The 25,907-nt window shown below is 63.6% G+C and carries 25 protein-coding genes; 11 read left to right on the forward strand and 14 right to left on the reverse strand.

Features of this window, described 5'->3' with window-relative positions:
* Positions 1-35 precede the first annotated feature (35 nt).
* The 3 genes from HNQ40_RS02290 (at position 36) to HNQ40_RS02300 (ending at position 7,177) form a co-directional block, all read left to right on the forward strand.
* Positions 36-3,143: a tetratricopeptide repeat protein gene (locus tag HNQ40_RS02290; protein WP_184675983.1), complete on the forward strand. Its 3,108-nt coding sequence runs from the start codon at positions 36-38 to the stop codon at positions 3,141-3,143.
* A 161-nt stretch (positions 3,144-3,304) separates the two neighbouring features.
* Complete coding sequence (gyrB, locus tag HNQ40_RS02295; protein WP_184675984.1) at positions 3,305-5,914, forward strand: DNA topoisomerase (ATP-hydrolyzing) subunit B; 2,610 nt, start codon at positions 3,305-3,307, stop codon at positions 5,912-5,914.
* Between the two features lie 36 nt (positions 5,915-5,950).
* Entirely contained in the window at positions 5,951-7,177 is a 1,227-nt protein-coding gene (locus tag HNQ40_RS02300; RefSeq protein ID WP_184675986.1) for a tetratricopeptide repeat protein, read from the forward strand.
* 35 nt (positions 7,178-7,212) lie between these two features.
* Here the strand turns inward: HNQ40_RS02300 and HNQ40_RS02305 are convergent, their stop codons facing one another.
* The 3 genes from HNQ40_RS02305 to HNQ40_RS02315 form a co-directional block, all read right to left on the reverse strand.
* Positions 7,213-7,926: a lysophospholipid acyltransferase family protein gene (locus tag HNQ40_RS02305; RefSeq protein ID WP_184675988.1), complete on the reverse strand. Its 714-nt coding sequence runs from the start codon at positions 7,924-7,926 to the stop codon at positions 7,213-7,215.
* A gap of 102 nt (positions 7,927-8,028) precedes the next feature.
* On the reverse strand, positions 8,029-9,033 hold the full coding sequence (locus HNQ40_RS02310; RefSeq protein WP_184675990.1) for a phosphatidate cytidylyltransferase: 1,005 nt from the start codon (positions 9,031-9,033) through the stop codon (positions 8,029-8,031).
* Positions 9,033-9,755 carry a CDP-alcohol phosphatidyltransferase family protein gene (locus tag HNQ40_RS02315; protein WP_184675992.1) on the reverse strand — a complete coding sequence of 241 codons (723 nt, stop codon included), beginning with the start codon at positions 9,753-9,755 and terminating at the stop codon, positions 9,033-9,035. The genes HNQ40_RS02310 and HNQ40_RS02315 overlap by 1 nt, the downstream gene beginning before the upstream one ends.
* 110 nt (positions 9,756-9,865) lie before the next feature.
* Between HNQ40_RS02315 and HNQ40_RS02320 the strand changes: the two genes are divergently transcribed.
* Positions 9,866-10,537: a hypothetical protein gene (locus HNQ40_RS02320; protein WP_184675994.1), complete on the forward strand. Its 672-nt coding sequence runs from the start codon at positions 9,866-9,868 to the stop codon at positions 10,535-10,537.
* On the opposite strand, the gene HNQ40_RS02325 is transcribed toward HNQ40_RS02320, so the two are convergent.
* The gene (locus tag HNQ40_RS02325) at positions 10,534-11,013 is read right to left on the reverse strand and encodes a DUF1569 domain-containing protein (protein WP_184675995.1); all 480 of its coding nucleotides are present in this window, start codon (positions 11,011-11,013) and stop codon (positions 10,534-10,536) included. The two genes, HNQ40_RS02320 and HNQ40_RS02325, sit on opposite strands and share 4 nt — an antisense overlap.
* A gap of 112 nt (positions 11,014-11,125) precedes the next feature.
* Between HNQ40_RS02325 and dgoD the strand changes: the two genes are divergently transcribed.
* Positions 11,126-12,319 (forward strand): galactonate dehydratase, encoded by a 1,194-nt coding sequence (dgoD, locus tag HNQ40_RS02330; protein WP_184675997.1) that lies wholly within the window; start codon positions 11,126-11,128, stop codon positions 12,317-12,319.
* A gap of 13 nt (positions 12,320-12,332) precedes the next feature.
* On the opposite strand, the gene HNQ40_RS02335 is transcribed toward dgoD, so the two are convergent.
* The 3 genes from HNQ40_RS02335 to rplM form a co-directional block, all read right to left on the reverse strand.
* Positions 12,333-12,770, reverse strand: coding sequence for a GNAT family acetyltransferase (locus HNQ40_RS02335; protein ID WP_221435342.1), 438 nt, complete (start codon positions 12,768-12,770; stop codon positions 12,333-12,335).
* A 91-nt stretch (positions 12,771-12,861) separates the two neighbouring features.
* Entirely contained in the window at positions 12,862-13,404 is a 543-nt protein-coding gene (gene rpsI / locus HNQ40_RS02340; RefSeq protein ID WP_184675999.1) for a 30S ribosomal protein S9, read from the reverse strand.
* An 87-nt stretch (positions 13,405-13,491) separates the two neighbouring features.
* Positions 13,492-13,935, reverse strand: coding sequence for a 50S ribosomal protein L13 (gene rplM / locus HNQ40_RS02345; RefSeq protein ID WP_184676000.1), 444 nt, complete (start codon positions 13,933-13,935; stop codon positions 13,492-13,494).
* Positions 13,936-14,385: 450 nt separating this feature from the next.
* On the opposite strand from rplM, the gene rpsT reads away from it, so the two are divergent.
* Both rpsT and HNQ40_RS02355 read left to right on the forward strand, forming a co-directional pair.
* Entirely contained in the window at positions 14,386-14,658 is a 273-nt protein-coding gene (gene rpsT / locus HNQ40_RS02350; protein WP_184676002.1) for a 30S ribosomal protein S20, read from the forward strand.
* A 77-nt stretch (positions 14,659-14,735) separates the two neighbouring features.
* Positions 14,736-14,939: a tautomerase family protein gene (locus tag HNQ40_RS02355; protein WP_184676004.1), complete on the forward strand. Its 204-nt coding sequence runs from the start codon at positions 14,736-14,738 to the stop codon at positions 14,937-14,939.
* A 100-nt stretch (positions 14,940-15,039) separates the two neighbouring features.
* Here the strand turns inward: HNQ40_RS02355 and HNQ40_RS02360 are convergent, their stop codons facing one another.
* A complete protein-coding gene (locus HNQ40_RS02360; protein ID WP_184676006.1) occupies positions 15,040-15,408 on the reverse strand; it encodes a hypothetical protein in 369 nt (122 codons plus the stop codon).
* Positions 15,409-15,615: 207 nt separating this feature from the next.
* On the opposite strand from HNQ40_RS02360, the gene HNQ40_RS02365 reads away from it, so the two are divergent.
* The 3 genes from HNQ40_RS02365 to HNQ40_RS02375 all read left to right on the forward strand — a co-directional run bounded on the left by HNQ40_RS02365 (position 15,616) and on the right by HNQ40_RS02375 (position 19,239).
* The gene (locus HNQ40_RS02365; RefSeq protein ID WP_184676008.1) at positions 15,616-16,923 is read left to right on the forward strand and encodes an O-acetylhomoserine aminocarboxypropyltransferase/cysteine synthase family protein; all 1,308 of its coding nucleotides are present in this window, start codon (positions 15,616-15,618) and stop codon (positions 16,921-16,923) included.
* Between the two features lie 65 nt (positions 16,924-16,988).
* Positions 16,989-18,755 carry a homoserine O-acetyltransferase MetX gene (gene metX, locus HNQ40_RS02370; protein ID WP_221435343.1) on the forward strand — a complete coding sequence of 589 codons (1,767 nt, stop codon included), beginning with the start codon at positions 16,989-16,991 and terminating at the stop codon, positions 18,753-18,755.
* Between the two features lie 16 nt (positions 18,756-18,771).
* Positions 18,772-19,239: a hypothetical protein gene (locus tag HNQ40_RS02375; protein ID WP_184676012.1), complete on the forward strand. Its 468-nt coding sequence runs from the start codon at positions 18,772-18,774 to the stop codon at positions 19,237-19,239.
* A gap of 3 nt (positions 19,240-19,242) precedes the next feature.
* On the opposite strand, the gene HNQ40_RS02380 is transcribed toward HNQ40_RS02375, so the two are convergent.
* From HNQ40_RS02380 to HNQ40_RS02395, 4 genes are all read right to left on the reverse strand, one after another.
* Complete coding sequence (locus HNQ40_RS02380) at positions 19,243-19,824, reverse strand: hypothetical protein (protein WP_184676014.1); 582 nt, start codon at positions 19,822-19,824, stop codon at positions 19,243-19,245.
* Between the two features lie 22 nt (positions 19,825-19,846).
* A complete protein-coding gene (locus tag HNQ40_RS02385; RefSeq protein WP_184676016.1) occupies positions 19,847-20,908 on the reverse strand; it encodes a hypothetical protein in 1,062 nt (353 codons plus the stop codon).
* Between the two features lie 58 nt (positions 20,909-20,966).
* Positions 20,967-22,382 (reverse strand): threonine synthase, encoded by a 1,416-nt coding sequence (gene thrC / locus HNQ40_RS02390; RefSeq protein ID WP_184676018.1) that lies wholly within the window; start codon positions 22,380-22,382, stop codon positions 20,967-20,969.
* A gap of 79 nt (positions 22,383-22,461) precedes the next feature.
* On the reverse strand, positions 22,462-23,397 hold the full coding sequence (locus tag HNQ40_RS02395) for a hypothetical protein (RefSeq protein ID WP_184676019.1): 936 nt from the start codon (positions 23,395-23,397) through the stop codon (positions 22,462-22,464).
* A 34-nt stretch (positions 23,398-23,431) separates the two neighbouring features.
* On the opposite strand from HNQ40_RS02395, the gene HNQ40_RS02400 reads away from it, so the two are divergent.
* Positions 23,432-24,148, forward strand: coding sequence for a gamma-glutamyl-gamma-aminobutyrate hydrolase family protein (locus HNQ40_RS02400; RefSeq protein WP_184676021.1), 717 nt, complete (start codon positions 23,432-23,434; stop codon positions 24,146-24,148).
* Between the two features lie 42 nt (positions 24,149-24,190).
* Here HNQ40_RS02400 and HNQ40_RS02405 read toward each other — a convergent pair whose 3' ends face one another.
* Complete coding sequence (locus HNQ40_RS02405; RefSeq protein ID WP_184676023.1) at positions 24,191-24,883, reverse strand: signal peptidase II; 693 nt, start codon at positions 24,881-24,883, stop codon at positions 24,191-24,193.
* A gap of 71 nt (positions 24,884-24,954) precedes the next feature.
* Positions 24,955-25,866, reverse strand: a complete 912-nt coding sequence (locus tag HNQ40_RS18575) for a TraR/DksA family transcriptional regulator (protein ID WP_184676025.1) — start codon at positions 25,864-25,866, stop codon at positions 24,955-24,957.
* Positions 25,867-25,907: the final 41 nt, after the last annotated feature.

The following is a 25,907-nucleotide window of genomic DNA, read 5'->3' on the forward strand; positions in this document are numbered from 1 at the left end:
TTTCCCCGCGACCGGCCTCGGCGTAGAATCAGAGGATGTTCTATCGAAGTTGTTGCATTGCTGTGTTGCTTTCCGGGGCCCTGCTGCTGGCGTCCTGCGCCTCCGACCCCTCCAGAGACCCGGGCTCGGCGTCCGGCGATGCATCGCTCTCGTCCGAGCCGATCCGCCTGACCGACGTGCCCCCGCCGCCCGGCGTCCCCGCCGCGACGCTGACTCCGTTCAACGACACCCAGATGGGCCTCGCCCAGCTCTCTCGGGCGGAAGTCCTCGATTCACTGGCCACGCCCGCTTACCTCGAAAACCTTGGCCAAACGCCGGAAGAGCGAAATATCGAACCCCCGCTGGCCGCGCAGAAGTTCTACGCGGCGGGCCGGCAAGCCCTGTTGGAAAACGACAACTTCCGGGCGGTGCAGCAGCTCGAAAAGGCGCTCCGCCTTTCGCCGGGTGAGCCGAAGATCCTCAAGTCGTTGGCCGAGGCGTGGACCCGCTCGGGCAACCGGGTTTCCGCCTCCAACTTCTACCGCCAGGCGGTCGCCGCCGACCCGACAGACCTCAACAGCCTGTTCATGCTCGGCCGGTTTGCGCTCGACGAACGCCGCTGGGACCAGGCGGTGATCAATCTCGACGCGGCGCTGCAACTCGCCGAACCCGACTACGAAAACGCCGACGCCAAAGCCGACCCGGAAGCGGCCCACCTCATCCGCTACTACCTCGCCAACGCGCTCAACCAGGCGGGGCACAGCCGAGCCGCGGCGGAGATGTTCGACGCCTACCTCACCGACCGCCCGAGGCTCTCGGCCCTGACGCCCTACACCCGCGAGATCGCGGTGCTCGGCAACCAGCGCGGCGAGACGCTCATGCTCGTCGGCGACCTGTACCACCGCCTCAACGAGCCGCGCACCGCCTGGCAGGCCTACTCCGCCGCCGCGGAGGTGGGGGTGCTCAACCCCGACACGTTGCTCCGTCGGTTGCTCTACACCCGTTTGCGTCTGGGACAGACGCGGGCGGCCCAGGAACTGGTCACCCAGGCGGTCGCCGATTCGCAGGGCAACGCCAAGTCGCTCGCCTTGATTCCCTATGCCGTGCAACAAGGCGTGTCGGCCGAGGCGCTGTCGGCTCAACTCACTGCGCTCTACGAAGACCGCGGCCGCCCCGCGTCTTTGGCCCTGGCGATGGCCGATGTCCTGCCCCCCGATGTCGCCGCCCCGCTGCTGCAGCAACACCTGGCAGAACACCCCGACGATGACATGGTGTTTGGACGCTTGTTAGCGCTGTTGCTGGGCGACGCCCCTTCGGATGAAAACCGTCAGCAAGCCGTGGCCGCGACGATCAATGCGATGTCGGCCTCGCCCGATCTCGCGGAAGCCTACGCCGACCAACTGCTGGCCAACACCGATCAGCCCGCGGCACTGTCGGCGTTCTTGCCCGAGCCGCCGACCTCGGCCTCGCTCACGCTGCGGGGGAAACTCTTCCTGGCCGATGCGCAGACCGACGAGGCTTTCGCGTCGTTCAGCCAAGCCCTCGAACTCGACCCCGAAGCCGACCTCGCGCGTTTTGAGTTGGCGGCGTTGCAGCTCCAGCGTGGACAGATCGAAGAGGCCGAGGCCTTGCTCGAACCACTCGCCGATTCCAACCATCCGCGGGTGACGATGCTTCGCGTCCAGGCCCTGACCCAGACGGGCAAGACCGAAGAGGCCCTGACGCTGATCAACGAGGTGCTACGCCGCACCCCGCCCGGCAGCCCGCTGATGCTCGACAAGGCCGACCTGCAACTCCGGCTTGGCCGTGTCCAGGAAGCCGAGCGCACCCTGCTGGACGCGCTCAACGCCCGGCCGACCGACGAAGCGATCTACGAAGCGTTGCTGGATATCTACAGCCAAAACGGCAACATGATCCGCAACTACCAGCGTCTGGTCCGGCGCATGGTGGACACCATCCCCAACGCGCGGATCACCCGCCTGATCCAGTTGGAAACCCTGATCGCCAACCGGCAATACCCCCAGGCCCTGGCCCTCATGGACACGCTCGAACCCACTGGAAAAGACCGCTTGCTGCTGCAGCGCCTTCGTCTCGAAGCCTTGATCGGCACGAATCAAGGCGACGCCGTGTCGTCGCTGATCGATCAGCACCTCGCCGAGGCCAGCGCCGCGCAGGTCGCCCCGAGCGAGGAGATGCTCACGCTCGCGGTTCGCTATTTCACCCGCAGAGGCGAGCAGGACAAAGCCCTGCAACTCGAACTCACCCGTTGGGAAAACGCCCCGCCCAGCACGCAGCGCAGCGGCACCCTGGCCAGTATCTACTTCCTGCAGGAGCGTTACGCCGACGCGGTCAAGGTGACCCAGGAAGCGTTTGACCAGGGCCTCGCCGACAACGATCCGTTGCAGATGATGGTGTTGCTGGTCAACTCGCTGTTCGAGTTGGAGCGTTTCGAAGACGCCGAGCAACACGTCAAAGACATCACCAAGAAGTTCCCCGACCTCGGTGGCGAACCCGCGATGTTCCTGGCGGTGATCTACGAGCAACGCGGCGACACCGAGGCGTCGCGCCGCGTGATGGAAGAAGCCCTCGAAGACTTTCCCGACCACGCCGGGCTCAACAACTCGCTGGGTTACGGCCTGGCGAACGAAGGGATCCGGTTGGACGACGCCGAGCGGATGGTCGCCCGCGCGGTCGCCGCCGAACCCGACGTCTCGGCGTACCTCGACTCGATGGGCTGGGTGTTTTACAAGAAAGCCGAGTTCGAACGTGCTCTGGAGTGGCTGGAGCGGAGCCTGAAGGCCGACAGCGGCAACCACCCGGTCATCATCGATCACCTGGGTGACACGTACTACCGCCTGGACCGCCCCGCCGAGGCCGTGCGCATGTGGAACCGTGCCCAACAGGTCATGATGGCGGACGGCTACGAGTCGATGGACCCCGAAGAAGCCGACCTGCCCGAGCGTCTGAACAACAAGATCAACGCGGTCGCCCAGGACCAACCCGCCCCCGTTGCGGACCTCGGCGAGGGCGTCGAAATCCCGGTCCAACCCGAATTGCCCGACACGCCCGAAGCGCTGCCGACCACCCCCGAAAACCCTGCCGCCGAGCCGGTGCTACCTGCCGTAGACCTGCCCTCCGAAGAAGCGGCTCCAACAGCCCCGTAAACCCTTGTTTTTCAGCATATTGAAGGCCTTCCGGCAGCCCGCCCCCACGTTGTGAGAGGAGCGGTTTTCTGCTAAAATGTTTGGCTTGAGGATTGGGGATTTCACGGCCGTCCCGGCTGCCCCCAGTCGCCCGATTCCACCTCTGCCAAGGCCGCCTGACGATGCAAGATGGCACCCCGCCCGACGCCGACACGAGCGTCAACCCCACCAGCGATTCGCCCGCCGACACCGGCTACTCCGAAGACAGTATTTCCGTTCTCGAAGGCCTCGCCGCCGTCCGCAAACGCCCGGCCATGTACGTCGGCGGCACCGACTCCCGCGGCCTGCACCACCTGGTCTGGGAAACCGTCGATAACTCCATCGACGAAGCCCTCGCCGGCCACTGCGACGACATCCAGGTCACCCTCAAGGCCGACAACTCCATCGTCGTGGTCGACAACGGCCGCGGCATCCCCGTCGGTGCCTACAAACACGAAAACCCCAACCTCAACGGCAAGCCCACCGTTGAGATCGTCATGACCGTGCTCCACGCCGGCGGCAAGTTCGACTCGAACTCCTACAAAGTCTCCGGCGGCCTCCACGGCGTGGGCGTGTCCTGCGTCAACGCGCTGGCCGAATGGCTCGAGGTCGAAGTCGCACGGGACGGCAAGCTGCACCACATGTCGTTTATCCGCGGCGAGACCAACGAACAGCTCAAGCAGATCGGTACCCGCGACGCCACCGGCACCAAGATTCACTGGCGCCCCGACCGCGAGATCTTCGGCGACCTCACCCACGACTACCCCACCATCGCCAACCGTCTGCGCGAGCGCGCCTACCTGAACCCCGGCATCAAGCTCACCATCGAGGACGAGCGCAGCATCGATCAGGGCGGCGTGGCCGACGGCGGCAAGAAAGAAACCTTCAAGTTCGACGACGGCATCATCGAGATGGTCCGCCACCTCAACTCCGCCAAGACCAGCCTGCACGAGCCCATCGCAGTCAACAGCGAATCGGAAGACGGCCAGCTCATCTGCGACGTCGCGCTGCAGTACGTCGACAGCTACAGCGAAAACCTCATCTGCTTTGCCAACAACATCAACACCCCCGACGGCGGCACCCACCTCTCGGGCTTCAAGACCGCACTAACTCGCACGCTCAACAACTACGCCAAGTCCAACGGCGTGCTCAAGGGCAACGGCCCCTCCCCCTCCGGCGACGACTGGCGCGAAGGCCTGGTCGCGGTGATCTCGGTGAAGATCCCCGACCCGCAGTTCGAGGGCCAGACCAAAGGCAAGCTGCTCAACCCCGAGGTCGAGGGCCTGGTGAGCTCGGCCATGGGCGAAGCGCTCAACAACTGGACCGAAGAAAACCCCGCCGACGCCAAGAAGATCTGCATGAAGGCAGTCATGGCCGCTGAGGCCCGCGAAGCCGCCCGCAAGGCCCGTGACCTCACCCGCCGTAAGGGCGCGCTCGACTCCGGAGGCCTGCCCGGCAAGCTCTACGACTGCACCAGCAAGAACGTCGAGGAATCCGAGATCTACCTAGTCGAAGGCGACTCCGCCGGCGGCTCGGCCAAGGGCGGACGCGACCATAACACCCAGGCCATCCTCCCGCTCAAGGGTAAGATCCTCAACGTCGAAAAAGCCCGCCTCGACAAGATCCTGGGCTTCGAGGAAATCCGCACGATCATCCAGGCGCTCAACTGCGGCATCGGCGCGGACGACTTCGACGTGTCGAAGCTGCGTTACGGCAAGATCATCATCATGACCGACGCCGACGTCGACGGCAGCCACATCCGCACGCTGCTGCTGACGTTCTTCTTCCGGCAGATGCCCGAGCTCATCAAGCAGGGCCGGGTGTTCATCGCTCAGCCGCCGCTGTATCAGGTGTTGCGGGGTAAGAAGTCCGAGTACGTCCTCAACGAACGCCGGATGCAGACCGTGCTCGGCGGGCTCGGCCTCGACGACTCCGAACTCGTCGTCTTCGCCAACCACGACACCGCCGACCGCGCCGAAGTCGCCCGCATCACCGGCGACGACCTGGGTAAGGTGCTCGAAGCGCTCACCCAGCTCGACGACCTCGTCGAGATCGTCAAACGCCGCGGCCTGACGCTGGCCGAGCTATTGGCGATGCGTGAGCAGGACCCCGACAGCGAGGGCCGGCTGCCGACGCTGCAGATCAACATCCCCGCCGACGAAACCAGCAACGGGCTGACGGGCAGCCACTTCTTCTGGTCCGAAGATCAGGAAGAAGCTTTCCGCGAGCAGAACAACCTGATCGTCGAAGACCCCGACCTGCCTGCCGACGACCACGCCCTCAAGCCCGGCCAACGCGTGGTGGTGCGTCGCGAGCTCCATGAAGTCGCCGACCTCGAGAAGGTCTTCGCCAAGCTTGAGGCGCTGGGCCTGGACATCAGCGACTACTTCATCAAGCCCGTCGCCACGGTCACGGGTGCAATGGCCCCGACCAAGTTCGACTTGGTCGCCAAGGCCAGCAGCGACTCGCCGAAGATCACGCCGCTGGTCAACCTCGCCGAGATCGCCCCCGCCATCCTCGACGCCGGCCGCACGGGTCTGGAAGTCAAACGCTTCAAAGGCCTGGGCGAGATGGACGCCGAGCAGCTCTGGGACACGACGATGAACCCCGAGAACCGCACGCTCCTGCGGGTCACCTGGGACGCCGCCAGCGAAGCGGAGAACCTCTTCAGTGTGTTGATGGGCGAGCACGTCGAGCCCCGCCGCAAGTACATCGAAGACCACGCGCTGGAAGTGAAGAACCTGGACGTTTAAGTCAAAGCGGCCAAGGGGCCGAGAAGGATCGTGTTCATGCCATGGATGTTTCGGGGCTTGCTGGCCGTGCTGCTCGTTCTGGGCCATGGCCATATCGTCGCCCAAGAGGAAGCGGCCAAGTTTGATTTCGCGGCGGTCTTCGAGGGCAAGACACTAGACCCGGCTGCGATTCCTCCCGATGTTCCGGTCTTTCTCGACAAGTTGAACGATGCGCTACGCCGCCACGATGCCAACGCGGTCGCCGCGCTCTTCGACTCCGACGCCTGGCTTCAGCAGGTGCGCCACGCCTACCCCAATATCGATATCGATCAACCGGTTTGGCAAGCGGTCAAAGAACAAACACCCCACATCTTTGGTCAAAACCTCACCATCCCTCAGGCCAATATGGCTTGGGTCCGTGGCGAGATCAAAGCCATCAACCAGACGCACGTCGCCAACGGTTTCTCGGTCACGATGCGTCACTGGGACTCAGATGGCATCTCGTCAAAGAACATCCTCGATCTGGTCCGCACCCCCGAGGGCCTGCGTTTCTACGATCTGACTCAACTCGACCTGGGCTGGCGTTGGTCCGACCTCTTCGCGGCCTCGATCGCGGTGGCCGAACTCGATCGCCCCGGCACACAGCAGTCCCTCGTGATGATGTACGGCGGCGTGCAGGCCCTGGCGGAAGGCAACGCTGAGCTCGCCCTGCAGCAATTAGAGCGGGTCAATCTTGAGCTCCTGCCCGCCTCGCTTCGACCGATGGCCCTGACCAGCCTGTGCGAAACGCACTACAACCTCGGCAATCTGGATGCGGCTCTGGGCCACGTCACCGAGTCGCTGACGCTTTACCCCGAGCACCCGCAGCCTTTGGCCCACCTGTATCGCGCCATATGCCTGATCGAACTGGATCGACCGGACGAAGCTTTAGTCGAGGCCAAGCACTACGCCGAACAAGTGGGTATGGACGCCGACGTCTGGGTGGTGGTGGCTGACGCCTACTTCCTGCAGGGCCGTCACGAGACCGGCCTGGCCAGCTACGCCAAGGCGTTAGACGACGATCCACAACATTACGAAGCGCTGCTGTATTACATCTATTACCTCGACGACGACCGAAAGGCCGAGTTTCGACCGCGTTACGAGGCGGTCGATAACCGTTCCGAGATCGGGGCCCTGCTCGCCGAAGACCTCGAATGGTTGGAAGCCCCCGAAGCCTTGGCGGCCCTGTGTGCGATGCATCGCGAACTCCACCCCGACGACACGTGGCCCGCGGATTACGAATGAATCTTTGGGCCGCTAAATTCCAGTTACTCAACCCGCTACGGCCTCAAATCTTCCACGGCTCCATGGAGTTGTTCAGAGACTGCGCTCCAGCCGGCTTTGTCGTTGGCTTGGTCAGCAAATCGTAACGGTGGGCCGATCGTTACTTTCAGTGTCCTCGGACGCGGAACCGCCGACCCCTTAGGCAGGGCGTGGTACGCGCCATCTATATAGCAAGGAACGATCGGCACGTCGGTGCCGGCGACGAGCATGCCCACCCCGGCACGGAATTTTTTCATGACGCCGTCGGGGCTGCGGGTGCCTTCGGGGAAGAGGATGAAGCCCGCATCGCCCGCGGCGAGTCGTTCGCGGAGTTGGCCCATGGCGTGTCGGCCGGCGTTCTTCCGCCACATGGGTAACGCGTTGAGGCAGAGGGCCGAGAACGCGGTGGCGAACTTGGTTTCAAAAAACACGTCGCCTGCTGAGATCGGAAAGACGTACCGCCGGTGCCTGGCCGGCAACGCGGCGGCGAGGGCCAGCGCGTCGAGGTGGCTGCTGTGGTTGGCCACCAACACGAACGGCGGCTCGGCGGGCAGGTGCTGCCGCCCCTCGATCGCCAGCCGATGGAACAACTTCAAGTAGACCCGGACCACGCCCCACCACGCGTGGCTCGCCAGCAACGAGACCAACCCCGGCTCGCGCTGCAGACTCTTCGCACGTTCGGCTTCGGGCAGGCCCAGGTCCTTGGCGGGTTGGAGGTCGAAGTCTCGCATCGTGAGGGATGAGGGGTGAGGTTGGAGGAATGAGGGTTCAGCGAGAAAGTCTACGAAAGTCCGCAGATGGCGCAGCCTGCTGCACGGCTCCACCATCTGTACCTACCCACCCGTCAGCACCCGCGCCGGCTGATCCAAGCCGATTCCCCGGAAGTACGCCACAAAATAGAAAATCACCGGTGAGGCGAGTAGCAGGCTGTCGAATCGGTCAAGCAACCCGCCGTGACCCGGCAGGATCGTCCCGGTGTCCTTGATCCCGATATCGCGCTTCACCGACGACAACACCAAGTCGCCCATCTGCCCAGCGATGCTCAGCAGCACGCCCGCCGCCAGCAGGTGCAGCCGCCACACCTGCATGCCGTCGGCGACCACAAAATGCCCCAGGCATACGACCAGCGTCGTCGTGCACACCACCGCCCCGACCGCGCCCGCCACCGTCTTGTTTGGGCTCGTGTTCGGGCAGAGCCTGCGTTTGCCCATCGTCTTGCCGCACAGGTAGGCGAAGACGTCGTTGCCCTGTACCGCGGCGATGATGATGAACAGCATCGGGCGGTACTGGGCGTCGTTGGCAAAGAACGCGAGGTGGCCGAGCCCCGTCCCGAACAACGCGAAGCCGAGGATACCCAGCGCCACGCGCTGGACGTACCCCGACGGCCGATCGCTGAGGATCGCCGCCGCGAGGATCAGCACCGCAGTGATCGGCGTCACCGCGGCGAACATCGTGTACCAGTTGTCCAGGATCGCGAAATACAAGGCGAGCAGTCCGAGGTAGGCCGCGCCCATGACCATCGGTTCGCGGAACACGCCGGTGATCCGCCCGAATTCACGCAAGCAGAGGGCCGACAACACAAACATCATCCCGATCCACCACGCCGCGCCGAGCAGCACCGGCACCAAGAGCGCTGGGGCGATCACCGCCCACGACCCGCAACGCAGCATCAGCTCCTTGCGCAAGTCCGCGTCGATCTTCCCCGCCCTGGACAACAGCAACACCAACAACGGCGAGAAAACCAGCAACGCCGCGACCACCACCGTGCCCCACAACGTGATCGGCCAATCAAACACATCACTCACCCCAAACAAGCGGGCTCGGCTGACCGGGTCCATCACGCCACTCCTTTATGTAGACGGCGCGAAGCGCGATGCAGCCGACCGATCGACGTCACGACACATCCGATCAACACGATCCACAGCACGCCTTGCAACACCCCCCAAGTCGGCCATGTCAGCTTGGGGCCAACTTCCTTCGGCCCCCAGAACGGGAGTTGCCACGCCTCGGGTGAAAACGCCATGAACAAGCACACCACCGCGACCAATTGCATACGCACGGGTTTACTCATCAAGCCTCCGTAATCCTGACCAGCCCCCGACACCGCCGCTTGTGCCCGAACGTAGGCGACGAACACCGCCGCTGCTGCCGCCGCCCATCCCAGCTCCGGCGTTGATCCCGCCGCGTAACCCAGCCCCACCAGCATCAACACATCTGAGATACGGTCGGGCACCTCGTTGTACAACTCCCCCACCGGCGACGCGGTCTGCGTCTCCACCGCCACCATCCCGTCCAGCAGATTGCAGAACGCCCGGAGCTCCACACCCGCAGCCCCTATGAACCAAAGTGCCCGCTGCGCAAACCCTTCGGCGCTGTAGGTAAAAACCGTGGCGGCGGCTCCGAGGCTGGCAAACACCACGCTCAATACCGAAACTGCGTTCGCCGACAGCCCCAGCCTGATCGCTAGGTTGGTGAGCCAGCGCATCACCGCCCACTCCCGCGGCGGCATCGGCCGGCGGTCACGCACTTCATATTCCGGGTGGGGTGGGGTGTCCTGCATCCTGGATCTCAATGCCATCTACCGGCACGGAGATCGAAATCAAACCGCCCGGCCCTTTCATCGCTATAGTCTCTCTCCGACCTCACTCCATTGTCAATGACGAAACCGCCATGACCGACAAAGCCCCAGACGACAACGCGACCGAACACAATAAGCCCTCCCGCTTGTGGTACGCCATGGCACTCGCCCTCATGATCCTCGGCGTCGTGGGCTTTGTGGTGTCGCTGAACATCGCCAAAGAACAAGTGGATTCCAAGCTCGAGGCGATGCAGCGGATCGTCGCCCCCGGCAGCGGCGAGCTGTCCTTCGATGAGCCCGGCGACTACCTGATCTATTACGAGAAAGTCGGCAGCTTCAACGGCGAAAACTTCGACACTACCCAAGTCTTCCGCGAGGCCCCGGCCTTCGAGATCACCATCCAGCACGAAGCCAGCGGCGAGTTCCTCACGATCCGCCAAGCCAAGTACGACAAGGGCGAGTCGCAGATGTTCAACCGCGGCCAGGCCAACAGCGAGTTCGTGTTTTCCGTCCCGCTGACGCACTTCGACGAAAACGCCAACACCACCGGGAAGTACACGATGACGGTCGCCCACGAAAACGAGGGCATCAAGGACCGTGTGCTATTGGCGGTGGGCCCGCCGGTGGTCGGCACGCTGATGTCCGACTGGCGTGGACCTTTCGGCGGCGCCGCCCTGCTGGCGTTTTCGTTTGTGGTGAGCGCGACCACCGTGCTCGTCACCTGGATGCTGCGCAACGGGAAAGTCACCCGGCGTGACGACTAGGACGCGGCCGGGTGGATGAAGCCGAAATGAAGCTCGGCGTGGCGGCAGTTGAGTTTGATCGCTTCGTCGGGGGTGAGCTTGCCAAAGAGCGGGCTGGGGTGATTCATGCCGTGCTCGTTGGCGTAGGCGACCTCATCGCGCAGCTTCTGTACCGCGTCTGCCAACGTCACGTCGGCGGGCGGGGCGAAGGCGTCGGCGACTTTCTGGGGCGGCTTGATCCCGGGGTTGAAGGGTTTGACGTGGGCCCCGAAGAGCTTGAGGGTGCGGCCGAAGAGTTTCATGGGCAGCGGGATCTTCAGGTCGACGCCGTGGTTGAGCATGCCGATGGCGAAGGCAACGTGGTAGATGTTCTGGGCGGGTGACCAGTTGCCGGTCGAGGTCGATTGCTCGGTGAACGTCTGGGCCTCGGCCAGGACTTCGTCGAGGGAATCGAAATGCAGTTCGCGACGATCGGCTTGCTTGACATCTACGGCCATGGGGTGCGTTCCCTTACAAGAATCAAGAAGTACAGGACATCGGTCTACAGTTTAGCCACGACAAATTGGCCGAGGCTGTCGGTTCTTGTGATACGCAAGGTATATTGTCGCCATGAGTATCACCCCATCGTCCGACAAGATCGCCCGTTACGAACTGTTCCGTGTCACGCCTCGCTGGTTGTTCCTGCGTATAAAAACCGCCAACGGTGTCGTGGGCTGGGGCGAGCCGGTGGTTGAGGGGTATGCCGAGTCGGTGGAGTCTGCGGTTCACGTGATGATGGAGTCGCTGATGGGCAAAGACCCCGCACGGATCCACTACCACTGGCAGACGATCGCCAAGGGCGATTTCTACGGCGGGCTCGGCCCGGTGATGATGTCGGCCCTGGCGGGGATCGACCAGGCGCTCTGGGACATCAAGGGCAAGACGCTGGGCGCGAGTGTGGTGGACCTGCTGGGCGGCGCGGTGCGTGACCGGCAGATGGTCTACGGCCACGTTGCTGCCGACTTCGAGCCCGACGACGTCGCCGCCGCCATCGCCAAGCAGCGCTGCGACGACTACGGCTTCAAGCTCATCAAGCTCTGCGGTTCGCCGCCGATGGGTTACACCGATATGCAGGGCTCGATCGAAGCGGGCGCGGCCCGAGTCGCGGAGGTGCGCAAGGCCGTGGGCCCCGATATCCAGATCGCGGTGGACTTCCACGGCCGGTGCAAGCTGCCGATGGTGCGCAAGCTGATCCGCGCCCTTGAGCCCTACGACATCGCGTTCTTCGAAGAGGTGGTGCACCCCGATTTCAACGACGCGATGCCGGACCTGGCCAACTGGACCGAGGTGCCGTTGGCGACCGGCGAGCGGATGTTTCACTACGCCGAGTTCTACGACCTGTTGCGGAAGCCGGGCGTGTCGATCATCCAGCCCGACCTGTCTCACGCCGGCGGGATTACGCACTGCCTGGACATCGCCCGGCTCGCGGAACACCGCGACGTGGCGCTCGCCCCCCACTGCCCGCTGGGCCCGATCGCGTTGGCGGCGTGCCTGGCGGTGGACTTTGTCTGCCTCAACGCCGAGTACCAGGAGTCGGGCATCGGCCTGACTTACACTGCCGAGGACGGCGGGCGGGGCGTGCTGGATTACGTGCTCAACGCTGACGACTTCAAACTCGACGACGATGGCATGATGCCCCCGCTGCCGGGGCCGGGCTTAGGCGTCCAGATGAACGAAGAAGTGATCCGCGAAGTTGCGGCGGACGCGCACAAGTGGCGTGGACCGATCGAGCCGTTGCCCGATGGTTCGCCGACGCGTTGGTGATCCGCAGGCTCATTCAGAATCGCTTGCCCAGGCTCACTACGGCATCTTGGGTGTAGCCGAGCTTCTCGTAAAACCCGATGACTCGCGTGTTGGAGGAACGCACCTGGAGATTCAGCTTCGGGCAGCCGCGTTCACGCAGCCACTGCTCCGCGTGCTCGACTAGTACACGGCCAAAGCCTTGTCGCTGGTACTCGGGATCTACCGCCAGGTAGTTGACCCAACCACGGTGTCCCTCGTAGCCCACCATGACACTCGCGACGAGTTGCCGGCATTCACCCGTGTCGACTTCGCCCACAACTAATCCGTCCGGATCACGATCTAACTTCAACTGGATGTCGCGGCTGGGATTGTTCACGGGGACCACAAGGCCACATCGACGCCATAGCTCAACCAACGCATCGTGGTCGCTAGCAACATAGGTCCGAAGTATCAATTCACAGTCCCGAGACATCTCAAACTCCCAATCACTAACGCAAAGTGAAGGCAAAAAAAAACCCACGGCAGGTGCCGTGGGTCGGGTGAATCCATGGGGGACGAAACGATTAACGCTTCGAGAACTGGAACCGACGACGGGCACCGCGTTGGCCGTACTTCTTACGTTCGACCTTACGGGGGTCACGGGTCATGTAGCCCTTGTCGCGGAGGGTCTGCTCGAGGGCGGGGTCGTAGCCGACCAGAGCCCGGGCGACGCCCAGCAGGATGGCTTCGGCTTGGCCGGTGATGCCGCCACCGGTGGTGGAGACGAACACGTCGAGGTTGCCGAGGGTGCCGGTCGCTTCGAGGGGAGCGAGGCAGGCGTTTTGGTGTTGCGGTTCGCTGAAGAACTCTTCAACGGTCTTGTTCTTGGCCTTGGGGCCGGAGATCAGGAACTTGCCTTCGCCCTTGGCGGCGGGCTTGACGCGGACCCGGGCGATCGCGGACTTACGACGGCCGGTACCCCAAACGAAGCCGCCCTTGTCGGGCTTGGCGGGCTCGCGGAGCGGGCGGGGCTCGGCAGCGGTTTCTTCAACGCCTTCGGCGATGGGGGATTCAACGGGGGCTTCCGAGGAGAGGCCGTCGAGGGTGGCGGTGGTGGTGTCTTCCATGGTTCTTTAATCGGTTGAGCGTTTGGTCCGGGGCTTTGTCGCGGTGCTCCGCAGCCCTCGGCTTGAGCGGCATGGTGAGTGGGGAAATCAGGCGGACTGGAGTTCGTAGGGCTTAGGCTGTTGTGCGGCGTGGGGGTGTTCGGTGCCGACGTACACGTTGAGCTTCTTGGACATGGCCACGCCCAGGCGGTTCTTGGGCAGCATCCGGCGGACCGACTCTTCGATCAGACGCTCGGGGTGGCTGGCCATGACTTCGCGGAAGCTCTTGACCTTGCGGCCCGAGGGGTGGCCGGAGAAGGTCTCGTGGAACTTCTGGTCGAGCTTGTTGCCGGTGACGCGGATCTTCTCGGCGTTGAGCACGATGACGAAGTCGCCCACGTCGTGGTGCGGGGTGTAGGTGGGCTTGTCTTTGCCCATGAGGATGGTGGCGATCTGGGTCGACAGGCGGCCGAGCACTTGGTCGGCGGCGTCGATGATCACCCACTCGCGGGGCACTTCGTTGTTCTTGGCAAGGGTGGTCTGACGGTTCATGGGGCGTTCCGGGGTTGGTGTCCAGAGCTTTGGGGGGAGGCGTCGGGCGAGTGGTCTTGCCCTTGACGCTCCGATTCCGAAGCGGGGTGGTCCATCAAGCAAGCGCTCCAGCGAGGGCTTGCAGGCCAATTCAAGGCGGATGCGGGCGTGTCGAGCGAAGAAATCCTGCTCAGACCCGGCTTTGCCGAGCCGGAAAGTGTACCGCAACCCGCCCCGCTGTCAACCGTTGGCCCCGATCCCGACTTCGGGCAGGCCGAAAACGAAATTCAGCGGGACTTGCATTCGGTGGCGGACCTCGGCATAATGTGCGGCTCGCCGGTGCGCGGGACTCGCTGATCCGACTCGTTTCAGCCTCCGTGCCCGCTAGACCGCGAATTTTACCGATTTTTGACCCTCGGGGCTTTTGCTCCGCACAGCCCCGGAACCCGGAACCCCGGAAAACAGACCACCATGGCCAACTCCCCTTCCGCCAAGAAACGTATCCGCCAGAACGCCAAGTCCCGCGCCCGCAACCGCTGGACCAAGGCCGGCTACCGCACCGAGATCAAAGAGTTCCGCGAAACCATCCTCCACGGCACCGTGGAAGAGGCCGAGAAGCAGCTCCAGGGCATCTACAAGACCCTCGACCAAGCCGCCTCCACCCCGGCCCTGCACAAGAACACCGCCAGCCGGTACAAGAGCCGCCTCGCCGCGAAGCTCAACGAAAAGAAAGCCTCGGCCTAATCCGCAGAGCGATCATCCCGAAATAAGAACCTCGCTGTTTGGCGAGGTTTTTTTATGCCCACTTGGAGTTCACTGCGATGCCCTACATCAACGTCAAAGTCACCCGCGACGGCGTCACCGCCGAGCACAAGGCCGAGATCGTCCGCCGCTTCACCGACACGCTCGTCGACGTGCTGGGCAAGAAGCCCGAGCACATCCACATCGTCTTGGACCTGGTCGATGAAGAAGACTGGGGCTTCGCGGGCATGCTCACCACCGAGTACCGGAAGACCCGCGAGTAGGTTTCGCTCGCCCCTGGTTCCAACCCGCCCGCCGACTAGCGACCCCTGCGTCGTTGGTCTCGCTTGCCGGTCAGGACCATCCAGCCGATCGCCGCGACCGTCAGGCCCACGAAGACCAACGGCATGATCCACATCGGCTTGCCCGCGGGGCGCGAGTCGGCCCCGCCCGGGATGTACTGGACTCGCAACTGCGCGGGGGCATGACGCTGCGGCTGAACTCGATGACCTTGTTGCGGTATTCACCGCTTTCAGCATCTCGCCAGCGGTACGTCCCGTACGGGCGTTGGCCGGCTCGCCCATCCGAGGCGTTTACCCGCTCGGCCACCGCGGTCTCGCCGCTCCGCAGGTATTTGATCTCGCCGCAGGACATCAGCCCCGTCGCGCACCAGACCACAAAGACGCCCAGCCACACCCGGAACCGCGCGACCTCGGGGTCTTCACCCATCATCTTCCGAAACATCGCACTCATTGGGTTTCCTCGGAATTCCCGGTATCAAGGTGTTCGTTCGCTGCACCGGGTGCTACCATAACCCCCCCGCCGACCGGTGTCAGGTCGGTTTCTTTTTCGCCAAAAGGTGCGAGTCTTCCCGCTCAAACCTCCGGCCCAACCATTCGACCCCCGCCCCCGGAAGTATCCACTTCTCGCACGGCCGGGTGAGAAGATACGGAGACCCTCATGTCCGAACCCACCTACCGTCCCGGAACCCTCGCCCTCCACGCCGGCCAAGAGCCAGACTCGGCCACCAACAGCCGGGCCGTGCCGATCTACGCCACGACCAGCTACACCTTCAACGACACCGACCACGCCGCCAACCTCTTCGGCCTGACCGAGTTCGGCAACATCTACACCCGCCTGATGAACCCGACCACCGACGTGCTCGAGAAACGCCTCGCGGCGCTCGACGGCGGCGTCACCGGTCTCGCTTTTGCGTCGGGCCAAGCGGCGATCAACGCCGCCATCCTCACCATCGCCCACGCCGGGCAGAACATCGTCTCGGCCACCTCGCTCTACGGCGGCACCTGGACGCTCTTCACCCAGACCTTCAAGAACCTGGGCATCGAGGTCCGCTTCTTCGACGCCGACAAGCCCGAAGACATCCACGGCCTGGTCGATGAAAACACCCGCTGCGTCTACATGGAATCCATCGGCAACCCCGCCCTGGGCGTGCCCGACTTCAAGGCCATCGCTGACGCCGCCCACAGCGCTCCGCACGGCGCGATCCCGGTCATCTGCGACAACACCACGATGACCCCGCTGCTGCTGAGGCCCATCGACCACGGCATCGACATCGTCGTCTACTCCACCACCAAGTTCATCGGCGGCCACGGCACGCATATCGGCGGCGCGATCGTCGACAGCGGCAACTTCAAGTGGGCCGACCAACCCGAGAAGTGGCCCGAGTTCTGCGGCCCCTCGCCGTCGTACCACGGCGCGGTGTTCGAAGAGCACCTGCGTCCGATGGGCAATATCGCCTACAACCTGCACATCCGCACGCACTGGCTGCGTGACACCGGTGCCGCGATGTCGCCGTTCGCCGCGTTCCTGTTCCTGCAGGGCCTGGAAACGCTGCATCTGCGTATGCCTCGCCACTGCGAGAACGCGTTGGCCGTCGCCAAGTTCCTCGAGGGCCACGACGCGGTCGAATGGGTCAACTACCCCGGCCTCGAAAGCCACAAGGACCACGCGAACGCCCAGACCTACCTGCCCGACGGCCAAGGCGCTATTCTGGGCTTCGGCATCAAGGGCGGCGCCGAGGCTGGCAAGAAGTTCATCAACGCCACCAAGCTCTGCTCACACCTGGCGAACATCGGCGACGCCAAGACCCTGGTCATCCACCCCGCGTCGACCACCCACAGCCAGCTCTCCGAAGAAGAGCAGGCCCGCACCGGCGTCAGCCCCGAGTACGTCCGCGTCTCGGTCGGCATCGAAGATGTCCAAGACATCATCGACGACCTGACCCAGGCCCTCGCCGCGGCGGTGTGATTCCACTTCGTTGACACGCACCAGCCCACGCATGATCTAAAATCATGCGTGGGCTTCTTTCACTTATGAATGACTCTTTCGCCAGCTCCGACGACCGCCGCAGTGGCGATCGGTTGAAACACCTGCAAAAAGCGGTGTTTCCCGAGGCACTGATCCTTGCGCTGGGCGGTGAGCTGCCGGGGGTGGAGTGTGCGTATGAGACGTGGGGCACGCTGAATGCTGAGGCGAGTAATGCGGTGCTGGTCTGCCATGCGATCTCCGGCGACTCGCACGCGGCACAACACGATGCCGACGACGACCCCGGCTGGTGGGACGAACTCATCGGGCCCGGGCCCGATTTCGCGATCGATACCGAGAAGTTCTTTGTGGTCTGCAGCAACGTGTTGGGCGGGTGTCGCGGCACAACCGGGCCGGGCACGATCGATCCCGCGACCGGCGATCCCTATGGGGCCGACTTCCCGGCGATCACAGTCGCGGACATGGTCGCCGTGCAGACCCGGCTCGCGGATCACCTGGGCATCACGCAATGGCGAGCCGTCGTCGGCGGCTCGCTCGGCGGACACCAAGCGCTCACCTGGGCGACACGGCACCCCGAACGGGTGAAGACCTGCATGGCGATCGCCACCTCGCCGCGGCTCACCTCGCAGGCGCTCGCCTTCGACATCATCGCCCGCAACGCCATCCAGACCGACCCGCACTTCCACGGCGGGCAGTACTACGACCAACCCACCCAGCCGAACACCGGCCTGGCCATCGCACGCATGCTCGGCCACATCACCTACCTCTCCTCCGAGGCGATGGACGCCAAGTTCGACCCCGACCGCCACGACCCCCGCAAGCTCGCCACCTCGTTCGAAGAACGTTTCTCGGTCGGCTCGTACCTCGCGCACCAGGGCACGAAGTTCACGCAACGGTTTGACGCCAACAGCTACGTCGCCATCTCCATGGCCTTGGATTTGTTCGACCTGGGCCGGACCCGCGAGACGCTGATCGAAACGTTCCGCGGTTCGTTGTGTGATTACCTGATCACCAGCTTCAGCAGCGACTGGCTCTTCACGCCCCAGCAGTCCCGCGATATCGTCAATGCGCTGACCGCGCTCGACCTGCCGGTGACCTATGCCGAGATCACCTCGGCCGCCGGCCACGACGCGTTCCTTCTTCCCGATGAGATTTCACAGTACGGCCCGCTGGTCGCCGCCAAACTCGGCCACACCAACGATCAACCCCCCGCTCTCCGCCACGACGACGACATGGTCCTCGATCTCATCCCCGAAGGCTCGAGCGTGCTCGACCTCGGCTGCGGCAGCGGTCGCCTGCTCGCGACCCTCAAGCAGCGCGGCCACGAACACCTCGTCGGCGTCGAAGTCGCCCAGCCCAAGATCATCGAAGCCGCCGCCCGCGGACTCGACATCATCGACTACGACCTCAACCGCGGCCTCCCCGCCTTCACCGACAACCAGTTCGATTTCGTGATCCTCAGCGCCACCCTGCAAGCCGTGGCCAACGTCGAACAGCTTTTCGACGAGATGCTCCGCGTCGGCCGACGCGTGATCGTCAGCTTCCCGAACTTCGCCTACAAAGCCCTGCGCGAAGACTACGTCGAGCGTGGCCGAAGCCCCAAGGCGACCGGCGAATACGACCACGAGTGGTACAACACCCCCAATCGCCGCTTCCCCAGCATCGCGGACGTCGAAGACCTCTGCCGCGACAAGGGTGCCACCATCCACGACGCGGTCTACCTCGACAGCCAAACCAATCAGCGCATCCCCGCCACCCCCGACGGCGATCCGAACCTCGATGCGGATACCGCGGTGTTGGTGATTAGTCGATAACTATCGGGGATTAGCTATGAACAAGAACACAGTTAATCGTTGGCTACGGATAACTGCCGTAATCTCCATTCTTCTTTTTGTCGGCTTCCTCATTCGAGGGCTGTTGTTCGACTTAAAGGCTCGAAATAGTCTTGATGAAAAAGTGGCTTCGCAAAGCCAAATGAAGCAAATCTATCTCGGCTTATACGTCTATTTCACGGATTATCAATCCTTACCGCCGAGTCTGTCTTATCCTGCATTCAAGATGTACATGGGGGTTCCCAATAATGCCGAATTTCAGAACACCCCCCTAGCCAATCCTCGAAAAGGGTTTCAAACCTATTATCTGCGTCAACCAAAAGAATCTTTTGGTCAGCTAATGGATTCTTCTGATGTGGGAATCCTGTTCGAAGTTCGGGATGATGAAACGGTAGCCTATGAATCAGGTGTAATTGGCTACGCCGACGGACATGTGAAGTATCACGAAGAATCCGAAACCGACTGACACTTAGTGATGAAGTTCGATTTCAATATCCACAAAACACAGGGCTACGGTTACTGCGAGCAGAATCCACGCGAGCCAATGACTGCGTAGACGCGAGAGGCCGAACCGTGCCCCGAGGCCATGCCACATGAAAAAGCCAAACGGGGCTGTGATCGCGCCAAACAGCCACAACACCCACTCGGGTGTGCCGGTGCTGAGCATGACGTCGACATCGCCGACGCGCTCGAACGTGCCCAGCGCGATGTACGCGCCATTGGCCACGAGACAGAAACCGGCGAAGAATCGCATCGCGGGTTCGAAGTAAGACAACTTCGGAAGACGCGACAAGCCCCACATCGCCAGCGGCAGCAAGACCCCTATCACGGGCCCGGCCCACACCACGATGCCCGGCGAGGGGTTGGGTTTCACGTCGGTCCGTGAAAAGCCCAGTACGGGCAAGACCACGCGTTGCACGGTGCCGCCGGTGAGCATGCCGCCGATCACATGGCCGAGTTCGTGGACCACCATCATGCCCACCCACGACAGGCCGAGCATGGCGATCGCCAACGCGATCTGATGAACCGTCATCTTGTTGGAATCGGACATGATGTTGTGAGTGACTTGACCGTCACTCCCCGGTCGGGAATTCGAGGTGGTAGTCTTCGAGACGCTCTTTGAGAATATCGGTAGCGTCGCGAGCAGTCACGTCTTCTTCGAGCTCCGCCTTCTCCAGCAGGTTCCACTGCCGAGCGTAGTCGAGGTAGATCGACGCGACTACTTCGCCCGCTTCGAACGCACGGCTGAGCTGCAAAGCCAGGAAAAACGAGAACGGGTGCGGGCGACGGCGGTAGTTCACGCGGAACGGCGGGATCACCGGCTCACGGCCCTCAGCTTTCATCGCCGCGGCAAAACGCAGGATTTTGAACGCCACGATCGGATGCACCCGGCCGAAGTTCTGGTTGAGGTGGCCCTGAGTCACGCGGACGATCCCGCCGATCATGTCGAGCAGGCCCAGGTGGGTGATCTGGATCTCGCTGCCGAGGAACCACGCCTGGTTGACCGTGACTTCGCGGGTGGTGAAATAGTCTTTGGGGGTGACGATGGCTTCGACCTTAGCGTCGCCGTGGATCAGGTCGTCGGTCATGTACTTTTCAGCGAGTTCGCGGTCGTGGTCGGCCGAGGTGTCGGCGGCACGCAACAGGTCGATGTCACGCACCGCTGCGGTCGAGATCGGCAGACGTAGCGTCCGGGCGACGGCCTTGCGGGCCACCCCGCCCTTGTAGCCGTAGCCTTCGGGAAGCGGCGGGTAGCCCGCGACATCATCGTCGTTGACATGCAGGATCACCGTGTGCGACGCGACCTCGTAGACTTCGTGCGGTACATCCAGCGCCTCCATGAGTTCATCGATCGTGTCTTCGATCCACTCAAACGATGGCCGGTTGGATGAGGGCTTTTTCGACGATTTGCTGCGGTTGCGCCCACCCCGGCGACGGCGTCGCCGACGCCCCGCCAAGGTGTCGGCGGACTGGCGTGCAAACTCGACAATGTCCTCGGGCAGCTGCGCGGGCTCGCCGTCTTGTATCACGGAGTGCGAACGCAGAGACGCGTAGTCTTCGGGTTTGGCGGCGTTGGCCCAGAGGCGGTCGATGTCCTCGACGGTGAGCACAGGCGTCGGTTTGGGTTGGGCCATGTCACTACAACCTGTGGCAGCCGCGTATGGGTTCGCGGCGATTCAATCCCCGGAAGGTTCAGACCCGCTCGGCCACGTAGGCCTGCACCGCGGCGAGGTCGTTGGGCAGAACGTCGTAGCGTTCTTCGCGCTCGTACAGATCGCCGAGGAACTCGGGCAACGGCGGGGTCTGGCCGGTCGCGCGTTCGACGGCGGCGGGGAACTTCGCGGGGTGGGCGGTACCCAGCACGACCATGGGCGTGCTCGATTCGCTGGGGTGGGACTGCATGTCGGCCAACGCGGCGACGACACCGATCGCGGTGTGCGGGTCCAGCAGCTCGCCGGTGACGTCGTGGGCCCGCTTCATGGCGTCGAGCGTTTCCTGCTCGTCCGCCCGGTGGGCGCCGAAGAGGCCACGGACCGTATCGAGCGAAGCCTCGGGCAGCGTGAAGGTGCCGTCGTCTTTGAGTTGGCTCATCTTCTGCGCCACCGCCCCGCCGTCTCGGCCGAGCATGTCGAACATCAGGCGCTCGAAGTTACTGCTGATCTGGATGTCCATCGACGGGGCGATCGTCTTGGCGACGGGGCCGAGCGTGTGCTCGCCGGTGTTCATCACACGGGTAAGGATGTCGTTCTGGTTGCTGGCGATGACCAGGCGTTCGACGGGCAGGCCCATCTTCGCCGCGGCGTAGCCCGCGTAGATGTCGCCGAAGTTGCCGGTGGGCACGCTGAAGCTGGTGGGCTTGGTCGCGGCGTCGGGGCCGTGGAGTTTCAGCGCGGCGATGAAGTAGTAGACGATCTGCGGCATCAGGCGTGCCCAGTTGATGCTGTTCACGCCGGACATGCTGACGCGGTCGCGGAAGGTCTCGTCGTTGAACATCGCCTTGAGCAGGTTTTGGCAATCGTCGAACGTGCCTTCGAGCGCGATGTTGAACACGTTGGGCGCATCGACCGTGGTCATCTGCTTGCGCTGCACGTCCGACGTTCGGCCGTGGGGGTGCAGGATGAATATTCTCGCCCGCTCCCGGCCGCGGACCGCTTCGATCGCGGCGCTGCCGGTGTCGCCCGAGGTGGCGCCGATGATGGTGACGCGTTCGTCCCGCTTGGCGAGCACGTGTTCGAACAGCCCGCCGAGGACCTGCATGGCGACGTCTTTGAACGCCAGCGTCGGGCCGTGGAAGAGCTCCATGAGGTGCAGGCCGTCCTGGATCCCGCCCAGCGAGATCATGGGGGTGACCGCGTCGCTGCGGAAGGTGCCGTAAGCCTTCTCGATAATCCCCGGCAGTGCCTCGGCCAGCTCGGCGGGCACAAAGGGCTGCATGATTCGCTGGGCGACCTTCTCGTAGGGCCAATCCGCCATCGCCGCGATCTCATCGGGGCTGATCGTCGGCCACGACTCGGGCACGTACAGCCCCCCGTCGCGGGCCAGGCCCTCGAGCAACACGTCTTCGAATTCGAGCGGGGCCGCAGCGCCGCGGGTGCTGATGTAACGCACGGGTTGGCTTCCTCTTCCGGTGAGCCGCACAGTGTAGCAACCCGGAGGCCCCTTTGACCGCCCCCTCGGCCTCCCTCGGCTACGCCTCGATCCGCCCGAAGTTTCGAAGCACACGCAACATCTGCTCGGTCAGGAGACCCTTCGCCGCCCGAGCGGCGTGGGGCCACTCGTCGGTATGCAAGCCGTGCCAGTCCCAGGACGGCGCCCAGGCCCCGTCGGTTCCCTGCCCATCGATGTCGTGGTCCAGCATCGCGTCCAACAGCCCCGAGGGAAGCTCTGCCAAGGCCGGATCGCCCGGGGCTTCAGCCACACCCCAGGGGCGCAGGCCGTAGGCGGTCCACTGGGCCGGGTCGGTTGGCACTTGAGTGGCCGTTTCCCGGGCCACACGTTCCATCAACTCCGCCGCCCACTCGGGCTCGAGGCCGGGCGTCCGCGCCAAGCGGGCCACGCACATGAGATCGTGCATCTCCAGGGCGTTGCGGTGTTGGCCAAGGTATGCCCGGACGGTGCTTTCGGCTTGTTCGATAAACGGCGGCTGCGCGTCTCCGCCAAATTCAATCCAATACCCCAAGGCCTCGGCCGTCGGGTTCAAGGCCCCCTCGGCCACTTTCTCCGCCCAGTGCTCGGAATCGCGATACGTCCACCACGGCGCGGCGGGCGTGCCCGCGGGCATCATCGGCCGGATGGGCCAAAGCCCGAGCTCAGAGTCGAATGCCGATTCGAGATACTCCAGAGCCTGCTGCACCTGCGGGTGGTCCGGCGCGGTCTTGAGCCGGCGAAGAACCTGCAGGGCACAGGTGGTGTCGAGCACTGAAGACAACGCGCTGCGGGCATCGGGTTCCAGCCCGTGGCCGTAGCCACCGTCGTCGTTCTGATACGCGGCGAGCTCACGCAGCACGTCTTCGGCCGAACCTTTGCTTTGCTCCAAACGAAACAGCTCTCGCTCCAACGGCCGCGCGTTTTCCTGCATAAAGATCACGGCGGCGTCTAAACGTTCCGGGCAAAGCATCTTCATCGCCACAGCCTAACCCACCCGGTACAGTAAGCCCATGCTCCGTCCGCTCATCGGCATCACACTGGATAACGTCGAGAACACCCTCGCCTCGGGCAAGTACGAGGTCGGCGTGGGCTACAGCCGTGCGGTGGCCGAGGCGGGTGGCGTGCCGGTGCTGCTGCCGCACGAGATTTCGCGGGTGCCCGATTACGTTCAGCGCTGCGACGGGTTGATCCTCACCGGCGGAGTCGATCCCGACACGTCCACGCTTCCCGCTGATTGGCCGGGCCACGCTCCGGTCCACCCCAAGGCCCGAGTGATGGACCCGGCCCGCCAAGCGTTTGAGCTGGCGTTGCTAGCCGAATGGGACCACGTGAAGCCCCAAGGCCCGCTGCTGGGCGTCTGCCTGGGTATGCAGCTGCTCACCCTCCACCACGGCGGCACCCTCAACCAATACCTGCCCGACACCCACGCCTCCGACGTCGTCGAACGCCACCGCAAGAACGACCACGCCATCCGCGTCACGGTCGACGACAGCGTGCTCCAGCCCCCCACCACCGAGGCCGAGGCGATCACCCACTCCAACCACCAACAGGCCATCGCCGACGCGGGCACGCTGCGCGTGGTGGCGGTCGCGGAAGACGGCATCATCGAAGCGGTGGACAACCCCGGTCGCCCGTTCTATCTGGGTGTTCAATGGCACCCGGAGCGAGGCGACAACGGCCCCCTGAGCCGAGGCCTCATGGGTTCCTTGATGAATGCTTTGCGTTAATGCTGCCGGGATTCAACCGGAGTGTGCCGATCGGCCTCGGCGTCAATCCGCAGAATCCGTGGCGAGCTTTTCTTTCGCGGCGGACTTGGCCGACGACTTCGAATCCACTTCGGTCTTCCACGTCAGGATCAACACCAGCCCCACCCCCGCCAAGAGCGCGACATCCGCGATGTTGAAGATCCACGGCCAGACCTCGGTGATGCCGCCCGGCCACGCCAAGCCAAACGGCAGATGCACACCCGGGAACATGTGCAGCATGTCACGAACCGCCCGGTAGAGCACCCGGTCGTAGAGGTTCCCCAGCGCCCCGGCGAGGATCATGCCCAGTGCCAAGTGCAAGAGCCACGCCCTTGCGGGGCTGCGCCAGAACATCAGGCCGATGACCGCGGTGGCCACGATACTCACGGCGATGAACGCCACGCGGTTGCCTTTGCCCAGACCGAAGACAGCCCCGGTGTTGGTCGTGAGGCGCAGCTCAAGGACTTTGGGCACCACGACGGTCGCGTCGTGGGGGTACTTGCTCCAGAAGGCGCGGTGGTCTTGCGTGACTTCCTCGGTGAGCACCACCTTGCGGCCCGCGACATGGTCAAACGACCAATACTTCAGGCCGAGGTCGACGCCGAGGGCCACGATGATCACCCCAACAAAAAACACAATCGCCCGGCCGCTGCGCCCGGCCAGACGGATCGGCTGAGCTTGCTCGGGTGTCGATTGATCGGGTGACGTGTCGGTCATCGTCAAGTGTAGGGGTGTCGCGGGCCTCGGCTGGTTTAGGAGACCGAAATCTCCGCGTTCCAGCGGTCGGGTCACATGCGGCGACGCTCACGCTCCCGGGCGACTTCGATCGAATACTTGGCCCAGGGCTTGGCTTCGAGGCGCGGCCGGGAGATCGGCTTGCCCGATTCGATGCAGACGCCGTAGGTCTTGTCGACGATGCGTTGGAGGGCGTCGTCGATCTCGAGGATGGTCTTGCGCTCCGACTCCATGAGGCCGAGGGTGAACTCCTGCTCATAGTTGTCCGAGCCGACGTCGGCCATGTGCAGGGGCATGTGGCTGATCTCGCCGGAGTTGCCGCTGCGGGCGGCCTCGAGCCCCTGAACGTCGCCGATGATCTCGGCCCGGCGTTCGAGCAGTTCCTGGCGGAAGAAGCGCAGGTCCTTGGCGGTCAGGCCGGTCTTGATCTTGCGGAGCTGGGCGTTGGTCAGCGGCTCGTGGTCTTGGGGGTTGTAGGCCGGGGCGGGCGCGGCGGCGAGCGACGCGTAGGGCACGCGCGGGGCCTTGAAGGTGGATTTCTTCTTGGTCGTCTTTTTCTTGGTGACCTTCTTCGCCAGCTTCTTGGTCACCGCCTTCTTCGCCGGGGCTTTCTTGGCAACTTTTTTCTTGGCGGGAGCCTTCTTGGTGACGGCCTTCTTTTTCGTCACCTTCTTCTTGGTGACTTTCTTGGATGCCGCCTTCTTGGCGACTTTCTTCTTCGCCACCTTCTTGACCGCCTTTTTCTTGGTGACCTTCTTGGTTGCCGCTTTCTTCGCGGGAGCCTTCTTGGTCACCTTCTTTTTGGTGGTCGTCTTTTTAGCGGGGGCCTTCTTGGCGGCTTTCTTCTTGGGCGCAGCCTTCTTGGTCGACTTCGTGACCTTCTTGGTCACCGCCTTCTTCTTGGTCGTCTTTTTGCGGGTCGCCGACGTTGTGCGAGAGGACTTCTTCTTCGTGGATTTGGCCACCCAATCACTCCATAATACTAGACTTATAAAAATCGGGAGGG

It is taken from the genome of Algisphaera agarilytica (assembly GCF_014207595.1).
Classification (GTDB): Bacteria; Planctomycetota; Phycisphaerae; order Phycisphaerales; family Phycisphaeraceae; genus Algisphaera; species Algisphaera agarilytica.